Origin of the sequence: Streptomyces griseoviridis, assembly GCF_005222485.1 — a bacterium.
Lineage (GTDB): Bacteria > Actinomycetota > Actinomycetes > Streptomycetales > Streptomycetaceae > Streptomyces > Streptomyces hintoniae.
The window spans coordinates 4,671,308-4,686,255 of the sequence record NZ_CP029078.1 but is presented as its reverse complement, the minus strand read 5'-3'; the positions used below and the strand labels follow the sequence as shown (position 1 = coordinate 4,686,255).

Genomic DNA, 14,948 nt, shown 5'->3' with positions numbered 1-14,948 from the left:
GTGCCGCGCTCCCTCGTACCCCCTTCGGCGCCTCACGCGCCCCCGCTGAACGTCTTGCTTCGCCAGTACCGCGCCGGTACCGCGCTCGCCTGCGAGCCGGTCGACCAGGGGCTGCTCAACCGCGGCTACCGGCTGCGCACCACGCGGGGCCGCTACTTCCTCAAACACCACTTCGACCCCGAGACGGCGCACCCGGCGGCCATCGCCCGCCAGCACCGCGCCACCGAGCGGCTCGCGGGCCTCGGCGTCCCGGTGGCGCCGCCGCTGCCGCGCCGGGACGGCCGCACGGTCGCCGAGGTCGGCGGGCACGCGTACGCCCTGCACCCGTGGGTCGAGGGCAGGCACCGGCACGGCGGGCAGCTCAGCACCGGGCAGTGCGGGCGCCTCGGCCGCCTGCTCGGGGTCGTGCACGCCAGCCTGGAGCGGGTGATGCCGGCGCCCACGCGCGCGGGCGCCGAGCCGGCCGCCAGCGCCGACCCCGCCGACACGTTCGCGCTCATCGACGACCTGCTCGGCCGGGTCCGCGGGCACCGCCCCGCCGACTCCTTCGACGAACTGGCCCGCCACCGCCTCCTGGAGCGCCGCGCGCTCCTGGAACGCCACGCCGACCTGCGCCCGCCGAGCGGCTCGTCGGTGGGGTGGGTGCACGGCGACTTCCACCCGTACAACCTGCTCTACCGGGGGGACGCGCCCGCCGCGATCGTCGACTGGGACCGGCTGGGGCTGCGGCCCCGCGCGGAGGAGGCGGTGCGGGCCGCCGCGATCTTCTTCGTGCGCCCCACGGGCGCCCTCGACCTGCCCCGGGTGCGGGCGTACGCCCGCGCGTACCGGCGCGCCGCGGGCGCCACGCCCGCCCAGCTCACGGCGGCCGTCCACCGGGTGTGGTGGGAGCGCCTGAACGACTTCTGGATGCTGCGCTGGCACTACGAGCGCGCCGACACCCGCGCCGACCCCCAGTTCCCAGCCGCCTCCGCGCTCGCGGTGTGGTGGACCAGGGAGTACGACGCGGTGCGCGAGGCGTTCGTCGGGTAGCGGCGGGTCAGCCGAGGCCGCCGACACCGGTGGTGACGTTGCCCTCGGTGCCGCCGGCGTCGTCACCGCCGTCCGGCGGGTCGCTCGGGACGGTCTGGGACTGCGTCGGGGTGGGGTTGGTCGACGGCTGCTGCGAGGTCGGGTCCTCGCTCGGCTCGTTCGTCGGCTCCTCGCTCGCGGTCTCCGACGGCGTCCACGACGGCCGGTACGACGGCGAGTAGCCGGTGCCCGAGCTGCTGCCGCTGCCGGTGTCCGTGCCCTTCTCGGTGGAGTCGTCGGTCGCCTCGTCGCTGGGCGTCTCGGAGGCGGTGTCGTCGTCCTTCGTCGCCGAGGCGGACGGCGACTTGGTGGTGTCGGGGCCGCCGGTGCCCGAGCCCGCGTTGTTCAGGGCCAGCGCGACGCCCGCCGCGACGGCGATCACCGCGAGGACCGCGAGGATCCACAGCTTGCCGCGGCCGCTGCCCTGGTTGCCGTGCCCCTCGAAACCGCCGTCGTCCCCGCCGCCGTAGCCGGACGGCAGGATCGGCTGCGGGATCTGCGTGGTGCCCGCGTGGTCGCCGGGGTGGGACATCATCTGGGTGCCGGCGAACCCGGCCGCCGGGGTGTGCCTGCCGTCGTGCAGGCCGACGGGGCCGGTGTTCCAGGTGCCGGTGTGGCCGCCCTGGTCGTAGAGCATCTGCAGGCCGTACTGGACCAGCCCGCGCATCTCCTCGGCGGTCTGGAAGCGGTCGTCGGGCTCCTTGGCCAGCGAGCGCATGACGAGCCCGTCCAGCTCGGGCGGCGAGGCGTCGGAGACCTCGGACGGCGGCGTCGGGATGTCCTGGACGTGCTGGTAGACCACCGACAGCGGGGTCTCACCGGTGAACGGGGGCCGCAGCGCGAGGAGTTCGTAGAGCAGGCAGCCGGTCGCGTACAGGTCGGAGCGGTGGTCGACGGCCTTGCCGAGCGCCTGCTCGGGGGAGAGGTACTGGGGCGTGCCCATGACCATGCCGGTCTGCGTCATCGTGGTGGACGCGCCGTGCAGCGCGCGGGCGATGCCGAAGTCCATGACCTTGACGGCGCCGTTGTGCGTGATGATCACGTTCGCCGGTTTGATGTCGCGGTGCACGATGCCGTGCTGGTGCGAGTAGGCCAGCGCCTCCAGGACCCCGGAGACGATGATCAGCGCCTGCTCGGGACCCGGCGCCTCGGCGTTGAGGAGCAGGTCGCGAATGGTGCGCCCCTCGACGATCTCCATGACGATGTACGGCACGCTCTGGCCGCCCACGAAGTCCTCGCCCGAGTCGTACACGGCGACGATCGAGTGGTGGTTGAGGCCGGCCACCGACTGGGCCTCGCGGGTGAACCGGGCCTTGGACGTGGGGTCTTCGGCGAGATCGGCGCGCAGCAGCTTGACCGCCACCGTCCGCCCGAGGCGCACGTCCTCGGCCGCGAACACCTCGGCCATGCCGCCCCGGCCGAGTCTGCGGGTCAGCCGGTACCGGCCGTCCCCGACCAGCCCGCCGTTACCCCACATCTCCGGCGCATCTGACATACCGCCGCCAGTCGCCTCGGGGTCGGACGGGCCCTGAGCGCGCTGCTGCTGTGCCATCAGTCCTCGCCGTCGTTTCTGCCCGCGGTACGCGCGGTGTTGTCACGGTCTCCGTCGGCCACGCTACAGCCTCGGCGCACGCCGCCGGTCCGGGACGGGAGCCGCGAACCGCACAGGACGGACCGGCCATCAAATCGTTATCCCCGCTCCCGACGCAAGTTCCGCGCGGTGCCCGTAGGGCGTCTGTAACGCTCCCGCGACGCTTCCCGCGCGTACGGTCACGGAACGGGCACCGCGCTTGACGTGTCCGTGCCCTGGGGCAGACTTGGCCGGGAACGGCCGGGTCGATCACGGCGGTCGGCCGGTCGACGACAGCGGTGCCCGAGGGCCTCAGACCCGAGGGCTTATGGGGGACGCGGAACATGAGTCAGGACGGCGCGCACGGCCGGTTCAGTGGGAAGGCGCTCGCCGGTGGCCGGTATCAGCTGCGCGACCTGCTCGGCGAGGGCGGTATGGCCTCGGTACACCTCGCGTACGACACCGTGCTCGACCGGCAGGTCGCGGTCAAGACGCTCCACACCGAGCTGGGCCGCGAACCGGCCTTCCGTGAGCGGTTCCGCCGCGAGGCGCAGGCGGTGGCCAAACTCACGCACACGAACATCGTCTCGGTCTTCGACACCGGCGAGGACGTCGTCGACGGGACGACGACCCCGTACATCGTCATGGAGTACGTCGAGGGCAGCCCGCTGGGCTCGGTGCTCGCCGACGACATCAGGCGGTCGGGCGCCATGCCCGCCGACCGGGCGTTCCAGGTGACCGCCGACGTGCTGGCCGCGCTGGACATCAGCCACGAGATGGGCCTGGTCCACCGGGACATCAAGCCGGGCAACGTCATGGTGACCAGGCGCGGTGTCGTCAAGGTGATGGACTTCGGCATCGCGCGCGCCATGCAGTCGGGGGTCACCTCGATGACCCAGACCGGCATGGTCGTGGGCACCCCGCAGTACCTCTCCCCCGAGCAGGCGCTCGGCCGCGGCGTCGACGCGCGCTCCGACCTGTACTCGGTCGGCATCATGCTGTTCCAACTGGTCACCGGGCGGCTGCCGTTCGACGCCGACTCGCCGCTGGCCATCGCGTACGCGCATGTGCAGGAGGAGGCGGTGGCGCCCTCCTCGGTCAACCGGTCGCTGCCGCCCGCGGTGGACGCGCTGGTCGCCCGCGCGCTGAAGAAGAACCCGAACGAACGCTTCCCGAGCGCGGTCGCCATGCGCGACGAGTGCCTGCGGGTGGCCGCCTCCTTCCAGGCCGCCGCGCCCAGCATCGTGCCCGGCACCCCGGCCACGAGCGGCGCGGGCGTCGGCTCGGCGGTGTTCCCGCCGGTCGACCAGGCGGCCCAGACACCGCCGGGACCGGTCCAGACGCCGTACCAGCACCCGCAGTCCGCGCAGCACTCGTACGGTGGCCCCACCCCGTCCCCCGGCTACGGCTACCCCCAGCAGGGCGGCTATCAGACGCCGTCGCCGTCGCCGTACGGCCCGCCGCAGACCCCGCCGCCCTACCAGCTCGCCCCGCAGCACCCGACCACCACGGCGGCGACCGGCGCGGGCGGCAGGAGCAACCGGCCGGTGGTCATCGGCGCGATAGCGGTCGCGCTGATCGCGGTCGGCGGTCTGGTCGCGGCCCTGTCGTTCGAGGGCAGCGGCAGCGGCGAGGAGTCGGGCAGCGGCGGGGCGAGCGCCGGCACCAGCACGTCACCGACCGCCGAGGTGGGCCACCGCGGCCCCGACACCTCGAAGACGATCGACAAGACCGAGTGCACGGAGCCGCGGGACTCCTACGACGAGGTCGGCAAGATCCAGGTCCCGAACTTCCGCTACAAATACATCACGTCGGTCCGTGAGTGCCTCCAGGCCGCGGGATGGCACCTGGACGTGAAGGACTACGACGAGAACACCTACGGCGAGGGCGCGGTCATCAACCAGTTCCCGGCCGCGGGCACGGACGTCGACCCGAAGAACATGCCCGACATCCAGCTCGACGTGTCGACGGGCGACCCGGCCTCCTGACCGGGGACCGAACGAACCCGGGCCCGAAGGGACCCGAGCCCGAAGGGACCCGGACAGTCCGCACCGGGTCGGGAAAGAGCCGTGAGCGGCCTCGGGAACAGGCAGGAACGGGCGGGGCCCGGCAGCCGTGGGTAGCTGCCGGGCCCCGCCCGTTCTCCGTCCCCGAGGCCGCTCACGGCCCGGGTGACCGCCCGCACGAGGGCCTACAGGTACGGTCCGCCCACGCGGCCCGCCGCCGGACCCTCGTCGCCCATCTCGTGGCCGACGCCGGGCGGCAGCGCGCGCCGCATCTGCTCCAGCTGCGCCCGCGCGGCCATCTGCTGCGCGAACAGCGTCGTCTGGATCCCGTGGAAGAGTCCTTCGAGCCACCCCACCAGCTGCGCCTGCGCGATCCGCAGCTCCGCGTCGCTGGGGGTCCCCTCGTCCGTGAACGGCAGCGAGAGCCGCTCTAGCTCCTCCACCAGCTCAGGCGCGAGGCCGTCCTCCAGCTCCTTGACCGAGCTGGCGTGGATCTCCTTCAGCCGGACCCGGCTCGCCTCGTCCAGCGGAGCCGCACGCACCTCCTCCAGGAGCTGCTTGATCATGCTGCCGATCCGCATCACCTTGGCCGGCTGCTCGACCATCTCCGTCACCGGAGTCTCGCGAGAGTCCGCGTCACCGCCCCCGACGGCCATGCCGTCCTGGCCCACGACCAGAATCTGGGGGTTCTCCGGCGACCTGTCGTTGCTCGGCATCTCCATACCCTCATTGTCTCGCACCCAGGTATTTCATCATCGTGGCGGCCCCCGGTTCGACCCTCTGGCCGATCCCGACGTGCCGAAATCCGGGCGGGCGGCGAGCCTGGTGGGGTGATGCCTTGGCTGCGCGCGATGCGGACGGCGGGAGTGCTGGTGGCGGTCGGCTCGACCGCGATCGGCCTGCCGGACGGGAGCGCGGCGGCACGGGCGGCCACCGGGGTCCCGCAACGGGCGCCGACGGCGGCCACGGCGACGGCGCGCCACGGCCTGACGGCGGTGACGACGGTGACGGCGGTGACGACGGTCGGGGCGGTGACGACGGTCGGGGCGGCGCTGACGGCAGCCGCGGCGGGTGCCGGCCCGGCCCCGGAGGGTGCGCCCACCCCGCCGACCGCGCGGAGCGACGGTACGGACACGAAGGGTCCCGCCGATCCGCAGGACCCGCGGGACCCGCGGGACCCGCGGGACCCGCCGGGCCACTCTGGTCACTCCGACCATTCCAGCCACTCGGGCCAGTCGGATCACACAGGTCACTCGGATCACGTCGAGCGGCCGGAGCCCGCTCCGCCCCCCGAACGCCCCGGGCCCTCCGCGGCAGGCGGCCACTCGCCCGCCTCGGGTCACTCCACGCCCACCGGTCACGCCGGGGCGGCCGACGCGACCGTCACCCCGGCCGCCGAGCCCTCCCGGGCCGGCAGCAGGGCCGGGGAGGGGCGTGAGCGGCCGGGGAGACCGGAGCCGCGGGACCGGCCCGACGACCAGGACGACGACGCGGCGGTCCCGGCCGAGAGCGACACCGCCCCGAACGCCACCGCGTCCGACCAGGCCGCCGACCCGCCCGAGGACCCGGACGCGACGGCCTCGGCCGAGGCGTCCGTGCCGCCCGGGGCCGTCGGCCGCACCGCCGGCCGGAACGAGACGGGCGAGCCCGTCCTGAGCATCCTGCCGCTGGGCAGCGGCCTCATACTGATCGGCCTCGGCCTGGGCCTGGCCTTCCTCGGACTGCGGCTTCGACGGAGCTAGGGCCTGCCGTCCGAACCGGGTGCGGTCCGGGTGCGGTCCGGGTGCCGCCCGGGTGCCGCCCGGGTGCGTCCCGGCCCGCAGCCGCTACCGACCCGTCGGCTCGACCCGGAGCAGGATCTTGCCGATGTGCGTGCTCGACTCCATCAGCCGGTGCGCCTCGGCCGCCTCGGGCAGGGTCAGGACCCGGTCGACGATCGGCTTCACCGTGCCGGACTCGATCAGCGGCCAGACGTGCTCGCGCACCGACGCGACCACCGCCGCCTTCTCCTCCAGCGGGCGGGCCCGCAGCGACGTGGAGGCGACGGCGGCCCGCTTCGCCATCAGCTTGGCGATGTTCAGCTCGCCCTTCACCCCGCCCTGCATGCCGATGATGACCAGCCGCCCGTTCACGGCGAGGGCGTCGACGTTGCGGTCCAGGTACTTGGCGCCGATGACGTCCAGGATCACGTCCGCGCCGCCGAACTCCCGCACGGCCTCGACGAAGTCCTGCTCGCGGTAGTTGACCAGGACGTCCGCGCCCAGCTCCCGGCAGGCCGCCAGCTTCTCCGCCGACCCGGCGGTGACCACCACCCGCGCCCCGATCGCCTTGCCGAGCTGGATCGCCATCGTCCCGATGCCCGACGAACCGCCGTGCACCAGCAGGGTCTCGGCCGGACGCAGATGGCAGATCTGGAAGACGTTGGACCAGACCGTCGCGGTCACCTCGGGCAGCGCCGCCGCGGTGACCAGGTCGACGCCCCGGGGCACCGGCAGCAGCTGGCCGACCGGCACGGCGACCTTCTCGGCGTACCCGCCGCCCGCGAGCAGCGCGCACACCTCGTCGCCGACGGCCCAGCCGGAGACACCGGGGCCGAGTTCGCTGATCCGGCCCGAGCATTCGAGGCCGGGGTAGGGGGACGAGCCGGGGGGCGGGTCGTAGAAGCCCTGCCGCTGGAGGATGTCGGCGCGGTTGACGGCGCTCGCCGCCACCTCGACCAGTACCTCGCCCTCGCCGGGCACCGGGTCCTGGACCTCGTCCCGGACCAACGCCTCGGGCCCACCAGGATCGGGAATCGTGATCGCATACATGGAGGGGACGCTACCCCTCGGGCCCCGCCGGACGCCCGAGCCGGGCGGCCCGGCCGGCCGCGGGGCACCGTCCGGCCGCGTCAGTCCCGGGGGAGCGGCCGGATGTCCGGGGCGACCTGGGCGCCGGGCGAGGCGCGCACGATGGTGATCAGCCGGTCCGTCAACTGGATGGTGCCGACGTCGGGATCGTCGTAGCCGAGCACCCGGTGGCCGCGCACCACGCTCACCACCAGGTCGTCCGTCTCCTTCGGCCTGCGGCCCACCTCGGCCTTTATGACCGGGCGTTCGACCATGTCGAGGCCGCTGCCCTGCTGGATCAGGTCCTCCATCACCATGCCGGCGGCGGGGCTGAGCACGGACAGGCCGAGCAGCCGGCCCGCCGCGCTGGCGCTGGTGATGACGGCGTCGGCGCCGGACTGCTTCAGCAGCGGCGCGTTCTCCTCCTCGCGGACGGCGGCCACGATCTTCGCGTTCCGGTTGAGCTGGCGGGCGGTCAGCGTCACCAGGACGGCCGTGTCGTCGCGCTGGGTCGCGATGATGATCTGCCGGGCCCGCTGGAGCTCGGCGCGCTTGAGCACATCGCTGCGGGTCGCGTCCCCGACCACCCCCGCGTACCCCTCGGCGGTGGCGACGTCGATCACCTTGGAGCTGGGGTCGACCACGACCACCTGCTCTTTCTTCAGCCCGGTCGCGCAGACGGTCTGGATCGCCGAACGCCCCTTCGTGCCGAAGCCGATGACGACGGTGTGGTCCCGCAAGACGGACCTCCAGCGGTTGAGACGCCATTCCTCCCGGGTGCGTTCGGTGAGGACTTCCAGCGTGGTGCCGACCAGGATGATCAGGAAGATCACGCGCAGCGGCGTGATGACGAAGATGTTGGTGAGCCGCGCCCCGTCGCTGACCGGGGTGATGTCGCCGTATCCGGTGGTGGAGAGGGTGACGGTGGCGTAGTAGAAGGAGTCGAGCAGGTCGACCGACCGGTCCGAGTTGTCGGTGTAGCCGTCGCGGTCGAAGTAGACGATGAAGGCCGTGGCGACCAGCACCAGCAGCGCCATCATCAGCCGCTTGCCCACCTGCCGTATCGGCCGGTCGACCACCTTCCTCGGCAGCTTCACCCGATGGGTCACCAGGTGCTCGTCCGCCTGCCGGGCGATCGCGTCATGGCCCGGAAGTTTCACGTGAAACACTCCCCCGTCCCGGCCGACGCCCAGGGCAGGTCGAGGAGTTCCAGCTCCTGACCGGCGCGGGCGCCCCCCGGTGGTACGACGACAAGTCCGTCGGCCGCCGCGATCCCGCGCAGCATGGCCGGTCCGGTGTAGTGCAGCGGCACGGCGCTCTCCCCGCGCAGCAGGACGGGCACCAGCCGGGTGTCATGGGGGTGCCCGTGCGCCGGCTCCTGGAGGGCGACCGTGTACGGCTCGGGGGCCGGGCGGGCGGCGAGCGCGCGCAGCAGGGGTTCGGCGAGCGTGAGCAGGCCGGAGACGGCGGCCAGCGGATTGCCCGGCAACCCGACGAGGTGCTGGTTCTCCGTGACGCGGGCCAGCAGCATGGGGTGGCCGGGGCGCACCTTGACGCTGTCGACGAGGAGTTCGGCGCCGACCCGCTCCAGGGTGGGGTGGACATGGTCGACGGGCCCTGCCGCGGTGCCGCCGGTGGTGACGATGACGTCGGCGCGGGAGCCCTTGACGGCCTTCAGCAGCGCCTTGGCGTCGTCGCCGAGCCGGCGGACGGCGACGACGTCGGCGCCGAGCGCGCGCAGCCAGGGCGGCAGCAGCGGGCCGAGCGCGTCGCGGATCAGCCCGTCGTGCGGCAGCCCCGAGGTGAGCAGCTCGTCGCCCAGGATGAGCACGTCGACCCGGGGGCGGGGGACGACGGTGAGGGTGTCGTACCCGGCCGCCGCGGCGAGCCCGAGCACCGCGGGGGTGACGAGGCTGCCGGGCGGGAGCAGGTGGTCGCCCGAGCGGCACTCCTGGCCGCGCGGGCGGATGTCCTGGCCGTGCTGGAGGTCGCGGGCGGCGAAGAGGCGTCCCTTGTCGTCACCGCGGCCGTGCTCGGCGCGCAGGACGGCGGTGGTGTCCTGCGGGATCCGGGCGCCGGTGGCGATCCTGACGGCCTCGCCGTCGGTGAGCCGCGGCGGCTCGGCGTGCCCGGCGAGCAGGCCCTCGTCCCGGACGTCCCAGGGCCCTGGTCCCGCGACCGCCCAGCCGTCCATCGCAGAGGTGTCGAAGGAGGGCAGGTCGGTGAGGGCGGCGAGCGGGGCGGCCAGGGTGAGGCCGAGGGCGTCGGCGAGCGGCACCGACACGAGACCGCTGCCGCGGCCGGCACCGGCCCGCGCGGCGCGGGCGCGGGCCTCGGGCCAGGGGGTGGCGCGGTGCTGGCCGTCGTCCCCGCGGGGTGCGGGCGCCGGCCGCGGGGTGGCCTGCGGCCCGCGGGCGCGGTCGCCGCCGGGCGCGGGTGTGCGGGCGTTGTCGTTCACGAGCGCGAGCACCTCCTCGACGTCGAGGTCCCCCGGTCCCTCGCCGGCCCTGGCGGACCGGGCGGTCATCCGGCGTCCGGAGCGGGCTTGGCGGGGTCGGGCGCGGGCTCGGCGGGATTGGGCGCGGGCTCGGCGGGGCTGGGTGCGGGCTCGGCGGTGGGTGCCTGCTCGCTGCTCGGGGCCGGTGTGGTGCCAGGGGCTGGTGTGGTGCCAGTGGCTGGTGCTGTGCCGGGGGTTTGTGGGGTGCCGGTGGCCGGTGTGGTGCCGGAAGTCGGTGCGGTGTCCGGGGTGTCCTCGGCGGCCCAGCGCAGGGCGAGGGCCGCTGCCTTGCGGGCGGCCTCGGCGACCGCCTCGGGGCCGCCGCCCGCCCGCGCGGCGGCGTAACCGACGAGGAAGGTGGTCAGCGGCGCCGCGGGCCGCGCGACCCCGTGGGCGGCGTCGCGGGCGAGGTCGAGCAGGACGCCGGTGTCGACGTCGAGATCGAGCCCCAGCTCGTCCTTGGCTGCGGAAATCCATTCATCCAACACGTGCCCATGCTCCCTGATGCGTGCCCTGGCGGTGGCGATGTCGTCCCAGGTGTCGCAGTCGAAGGCCGCGACGGCGTCCGGGACGCGGGTGAGGTGGAGCGTGGAGATCAGCTTACGGAGCGGGAGCCCGGCGAGGGGCGCGGGGGCGCCGGGCGGCGCCGCCTCCGTGAGGGCGGCGAGGCCGCGCCGCAGGGCCGCCGTGCGGTAGGCGGCCACCAGGGGCTGGTCCCGCCCTTCGGCATCGGTGAGGAGGACGCCGTCGAGGCCGGGGGCGCCCGTGCCGGGGGTGCGCAGGGCCGCCAACAGGGTTGCCACCGTGGCAGGTTCGAGGAACGGCAGGTCGGCGGAGAGGACGACGACCTCGGCGGCGGTGAGGTGCCGCAGCCCGGCGTCGAGCGCGGCGAGCGGGCCCGCGCCCGGCGGGTCCTCCCTGGCCCACCGCACCGGCCTGGCGGTGGGGCGCGGGTCGGCGACGACGACGGTCGTGCGGGCGCTGGCGCAGGCGGCGAGCACCCGGTCGAGCAGCGGACGGCCGCCCACCAGGACACCGGGCTTGTCCGCGCCGCCGAGCCGCCGGGCGGCGCCGCCGGCGAGCACGACCGCGTCGTAACCGGGGGACCCTGTGAACCAGGGGGCCCGGGGTGCCCAGGGTGCCCCGGGGGACGCGGGTGCCCCGGGGGACTCGTGCGAGGTCATCCCCCGAGTATGCGGGCCGTCAGGGGCCCGCGGAACGCGCGCCCGCCACCGTGATCACAGGGTGCGCAGCAGGACGGCCGGCTGTTCCACGCAGTCAGCGACGTACCGGAGGAAGCCGCCCGCCGTACCGCCGTCGCAGACCCGGTGGTCGAAGGTGAGCGACAGCTGCACGACCTGCCGCACCGCCAGCGCGCCCTCGTGCACCCACGGCTTGGGCACGATCCGGCCGACGCCGAGCATCGCGGCCTCGGGGTGGTTGACGATCGGGGTGGAGCCGTCGACGCCGAACACCCCGTAGTTGTTCAACGTGAAGGTACCGCCGGTGAGTTCACCCGGCGTCAGCCGTCCGGCCCGGCCCGCCTCGGTGAGCCGGGCGAACTCCGCCGACAGCGACTCGGCGTCCCGGGTGTGGGCGTCCCTGACGACCGGCACGACCAGTCCGCGCTCGGTCTGCGCGGCGAACCCCAGGTGCACCTGGGGCAGCAGGACGACCTCCCTGGCCTGCGTGTCCACCGTCGAGTTCAGCTCGGGGAACCGGGCGAGGGCGGCCGTGCAGATGCGGGCGAGCACCGCGAGGAGCGATATCTTCGGCCCGCCCGCCGCGTTCATGGCGGTCCGGGCGCGCAGCAGCTCCGTCGCGTCGGCGTCCACCCAGCAGGTCGCGTCCGGGATCTCCCGCCGGCTCCGCGCCAGCTTGTCGGCGACGGCGCCCCGAACGCCCTTGAGCGGTACCCGGGTCTCGCCGGGCGCGGCCGAGGCGACGGCAGGGGCGGTCGGCACGGGAACAGCCGTCCCGGAACCGGGCGTCCCGGTGGGGACAGCCGTCCCGGTGCCGCGCGTCGCGGTGGCGGGCGGCGCGGCGGAGGTGGGCGCGCCTGGTGTGGGCGGGGCCGTGCCGACCAGCGCCCGTTCCACGTCGGCCCGCAGGATCAGCCCGTCGGGCCCGGACCCGGCGAGGCCGCGCAGATCGAGCCCGTTCTCCCGGGCGAGCCGCCGCACGAGCGGCGAGATGACGGCGACGGGTCCACCGGAACCCACCGGCGGGGCGGCGACAGCGGGGCTCCCGTGCAACTGCGCGGCAGCGACCGAGGCACTCCCGAGCACCGGCGCGGCGGCGACCGCGACGCTCCCCTGGACCGGCACCGCGCTCCCGTCGCCCGATCCCGGTACTGGTACCGATCCCGGTCCCCCGGCGCTCACCGCCCCGGCGTCGGCTCCCGCACCGCCGTGGGTCGCCGCGCCCTTGGCCGGCTCTCCCGGCCGTACCCGTCGGCGTCTGGCCGGTGGGGCCGTCGTGCCGTAGCCCACCAGGACGTTGCCCGAGCCCTCCGGCTCCGATCCCTCCGGCTCAGGGGCCGGCGGCGGCGCGGTCACCGCGGTGGCCGGGGTGGCCGGGGTGCCCACCGCGACCGTCAGCAGCGGTGCGCCGACGGGCAGCTCGGTGCCCTGCTCGCCGAAGCGGGCCGTGACGACACCGCCGTAGGGGCAGGGCACCTCGACCATCGCCTTGGCCGTCTCGACCTCGACCACCGGCTGGTCGATCGCCACCACGTCCCCGACCTGGACCAGCCAGCGCACGATCTCCGCCTCGGTGAGCCCCTCGCCGAGGTCGGGCAGCCTGAACTCAAGCACCTGTGCCATCAGCCCTCGGCCTCCCACTGCAAGCGCCCCACGGCGTCCAGGATGCGGTCGACACCGGGCAGATGGTGCCGTTCCAGCATCGGCGGCGGGTAGGGGATGTCGAACCCGGCGACCCGCAGCACCGGCGCCTCCAGATGGTGGAAGCAGCGCTCGGTGACCCGGGCCGCGATCTCCCCGCCGGGACCGCCGAAGCCGCCCGACTCGTGCACGACGACCGCGCGCCCGGTCCGCCGCACCGACGCGCAGACCGTCTCGTCGTCGAACGGCGTCAGGGAGCGCAGATCGACGACTTCGAGGTCCCAGCCCTCCGCGCGGGCCGCCTCGGCGGCTTCGAGGCAGACGGGCAGGGAGGGCCCGTAGGTGATGAGGGTGGCGCTGCGCCCCGGTCGGCGCACCACCGCCCGGCCCAGCGGCTCGACGGGCGCGGGCTCCTCGGGGTTCCAGCTCTCCTTCGACCAGTACAGCCGCTTGGGCTCCAGGACGACCACCGGGTCGTCGGAGGCGATGGCGGCCCGCAGCAGACCGTACGCGTCGGCGACCGTGGCCGGGGTGACGACGTGCAGGCCGGGGGTGGCCATGTAGTACGCCTCGGAGGAGTCGCTGTGGTGCTCGACACCGCCGATGCCGCCGCCGTAGGGCACGCGCACGGTGATCGGCAGCGGCATCGCGCCGCGCGTGCGGTTGCGCATCTTGGCGACATGGCTGACGAGTTGCTCGAACGCCGGGTAGGCGAAGGCGTCGAACTGCATCTCCACCACCGGGCGCAGTCCGTACATGGCCATGCCGACGGCGGCGCCGAGAATGCCGGCCTCCGCGAGCGGGGTGTCGGTGCAGCGGTCCTCGCCGAACTCCTTCGCGAGCCCGTCGGTGACCCGGAAGACACCGCCGAGGGTGCCGACGTCCTCGCCCAGGACGTGCACGGTGGGGTCGGACGCCATGGCGTCGCGCATCGCGCGCGTGAGGGCCTGCGCCATGGTGGCCGGCTTGACGGCGACGGTCGTCATCGGCTGTCGCCCTCCCGCTCCGCCGCCAGCTCGGCGCGCAACTGGTCGCGCTGTTCGCGCAGTTGCGGGGTGGGTTCGGCGTAGACGTGGGTGAAGAGGTCCATCGGGTCGAGCGCCGGGTCCTGGTTCATCCGCGCGCGCAGGTCGGCGGCCATCGCCTCGGCGTCCGCGCGGGCGGCCTCGATGCCGGCCTCGTCGAGCAGGCCGCGTCCGGTCAGCTCGCGTTCGAGGAGGGTGATCGGGTCGTGCGCCCGCCAGGCGTCGACCTCGTCGGCCGCGCGGTAGCGGGTCGCGTCGTCGGCGTTGGTGTGCGCGTCGAGCCGGTAGGTGATCGCCTCGACGAGGGTGGGTCCGCCGCCCTCACGCGCGCGTCGCACCGCGTCGGTGAGTACCTGGTGGACGGCGACCGCGTCGTTGCCGTCGACCAGGCGGCCCGGCATGCCGTAGCCGACGGCCTTGTGGGCCAGCGACGGTGCCGCGGTCTGCTTGGCGAGCGGGACGGAGATGGCGAAGCCGTTGTTCTGGACGAGGAAGACGACCGGCGCCTGCCAGACGGCCGCGAAGTTCAGCGCCTCGTGGAAGTCGCCCTCGCTGGTGCCGCCGTCGCCGACGAGCGCGAGCGCGACCACGTCGTCGCCCTTCAGGCGGGCGGCGTGGGCGAGGCCGACGGCGTGCGGGAGCTGGGTGGCGAGCGGGGTGGAGAGCGGCGCCACCCGGTGTTCGCGCGGGTCGTAGCCGGTGTGCCAGTCGCCGCGCAGCAGGGTGAGCGCCTGCACGGGGTCGAGCCCGCGGGCGACGGCGGCGAGGGTGTCGCGGTAGCTGGGGAAGAGCCAGTCGCGCTCCTGGAGGACGAGCGCGGCGGCGACCTCGCAGGCCTCCTGTCCTGTGCTGGACGGGTAGACGGCGAGGCGGCCCTGCTTGGTGAGGGCGGTGGCCTGCGCGTTGTAGCGGCGGCCGCGCACCAGCTCGGCGTAGAGGCGGCGCATCAGGGCCGGGTCGGCGCTCTCGGCCGCGTCGGTGCCGAGGACGCGGTGGGGCTCGGCGTCGGGCAGCAGCGGCGCGGGGTCCGTGCGGGGTTGCCAGGCGGGCGGCGGCGACGGGTGGTACGCGCCGCGCTGCTCCAGGACCGTCATGACGGCACCTCCTC

12 protein-coding genes are annotated in these 14,948 nt (G+C 74.7%); 3 read left to right on the top strand and 9 right to left on the bottom strand.

All coding sequences use genetic code 11. The features are described 5' to 3' along the window. On the top strand, window positions 1–1,032 hold the full coding sequence (locus tag DDJ31_RS20020; RefSeq protein ID WP_127178938.1) for a phosphotransferase: 1,032 nt from the start codon (window positions 1–3) through the stop codon (window positions 1,030–1,032). Between the two features lie 7 nt (window positions 1,033–1,039). Here the strand turns inward: DDJ31_RS20020 and DDJ31_RS20015 are convergent, their stop codons facing one another. After that, window positions 1,040–2,623, bottom strand: coding sequence for a protein kinase domain-containing protein (locus DDJ31_RS20015; protein ID WP_127178939.1), 1,584 nt, complete (start codon window positions 2,621–2,623; stop codon window positions 1,040–1,042). 362 nt (window positions 2,624–2,985) lie between these two features. On the opposite strand from DDJ31_RS20015, the gene DDJ31_RS20010 reads away from it, so the two are divergent. Then, window positions 2,986–4,629: a protein kinase domain-containing protein gene (locus DDJ31_RS20010; RefSeq protein ID WP_127178940.1), complete on the top strand. Its 1,644-nt coding sequence runs from the start codon at window positions 2,986–2,988 to the stop codon at window positions 4,627–4,629. Between the two features lie 203 nt (window positions 4,630–4,832). Here the strand turns inward: DDJ31_RS20010 and DDJ31_RS20005 are convergent, their stop codons facing one another. Further along, the gene (locus DDJ31_RS20005; protein WP_127178941.1) at window positions 4,833–5,369 is read right to left on the bottom strand and encodes a bacterial proteasome activator family protein; all 537 of its coding nucleotides are present in this window, start codon (window positions 5,367–5,369) and stop codon (window positions 4,833–4,835) included. Window positions 5,370–5,480: 111 nt separating this feature from the next. Between DDJ31_RS20005 and DDJ31_RS20000 the strand changes: the two genes are divergently transcribed. Further along, window positions 5,481–6,389, top strand: coding sequence for a hypothetical protein (locus DDJ31_RS20000; RefSeq protein WP_127178942.1), 909 nt, complete (start codon window positions 5,481–5,483; stop codon window positions 6,387–6,389). An 84-nt stretch (window positions 6,390–6,473) separates the two neighbouring features. Here the strand turns inward: DDJ31_RS20000 and DDJ31_RS19995 are convergent, their stop codons facing one another. From DDJ31_RS19995 to pdhA, 7 genes are all read right to left on the bottom strand, one after another. Then, window positions 6,474–7,457, bottom strand: a complete 984-nt coding sequence (locus tag DDJ31_RS19995; RefSeq protein WP_127178943.1) for an NAD(P)H-quinone oxidoreductase — start codon at window positions 7,455–7,457, stop codon at window positions 6,474–6,476. 80 nt (window positions 7,458–7,537) lie between these two features. Continuing rightward, window positions 7,538–8,635, bottom strand: coding sequence for a potassium channel family protein (locus tag DDJ31_RS19990; RefSeq protein WP_127178944.1), 1,098 nt, complete (start codon window positions 8,633–8,635; stop codon window positions 7,538–7,540). After that, window positions 8,632–10,002, bottom strand: coding sequence for a molybdopterin molybdotransferase MoeA (locus tag DDJ31_RS19985; protein ID WP_127178945.1), 1,371 nt, complete (start codon window positions 10,000–10,002; stop codon window positions 8,632–8,634). The genes DDJ31_RS19990 and DDJ31_RS19985 overlap by 4 nt, the downstream gene beginning before the upstream one ends. Continuing rightward, window positions 9,999–11,156, bottom strand: coding sequence for an NTP transferase domain-containing protein (locus DDJ31_RS19980; RefSeq protein ID WP_240678138.1), 1,158 nt, complete (start codon window positions 11,154–11,156; stop codon window positions 9,999–10,001). The genes DDJ31_RS19985 and DDJ31_RS19980 overlap by 4 nt, the downstream gene beginning before the upstream one ends. Window positions 11,157–11,210: 54 nt before the next feature. After that, the gene (locus DDJ31_RS19975) at window positions 11,211–12,797 is read right to left on the bottom strand and encodes a dihydrolipoamide acetyltransferase family protein (RefSeq protein ID WP_127178946.1); all 1,587 of its coding nucleotides are present in this window, start codon (window positions 12,795–12,797) and stop codon (window positions 11,211–11,213) included. Beyond that, window positions 12,797–13,801, bottom strand: a complete 1,005-nt coding sequence (locus tag DDJ31_RS19970) for an alpha-ketoacid dehydrogenase subunit beta (protein ID WP_127178947.1) — start codon at window positions 13,799–13,801, stop codon at window positions 12,797–12,799. Before DDJ31_RS19970 ends, DDJ31_RS19975 begins: the two co-directional genes overlap by 1 nt. Continuing rightward, window positions 13,798–14,934 (bottom strand): pyruvate dehydrogenase (acetyl-transferring) E1 component subunit alpha, encoded by a 1,137-nt coding sequence (gene pdhA, locus DDJ31_RS19965; protein WP_127178948.1) that lies wholly within the window; start codon window positions 14,932–14,934, stop codon window positions 13,798–13,800. Before pdhA ends, DDJ31_RS19970 begins: the two co-directional genes overlap by 4 nt. Window positions 14,935–14,948 lie beyond the last annotated feature (14 nt).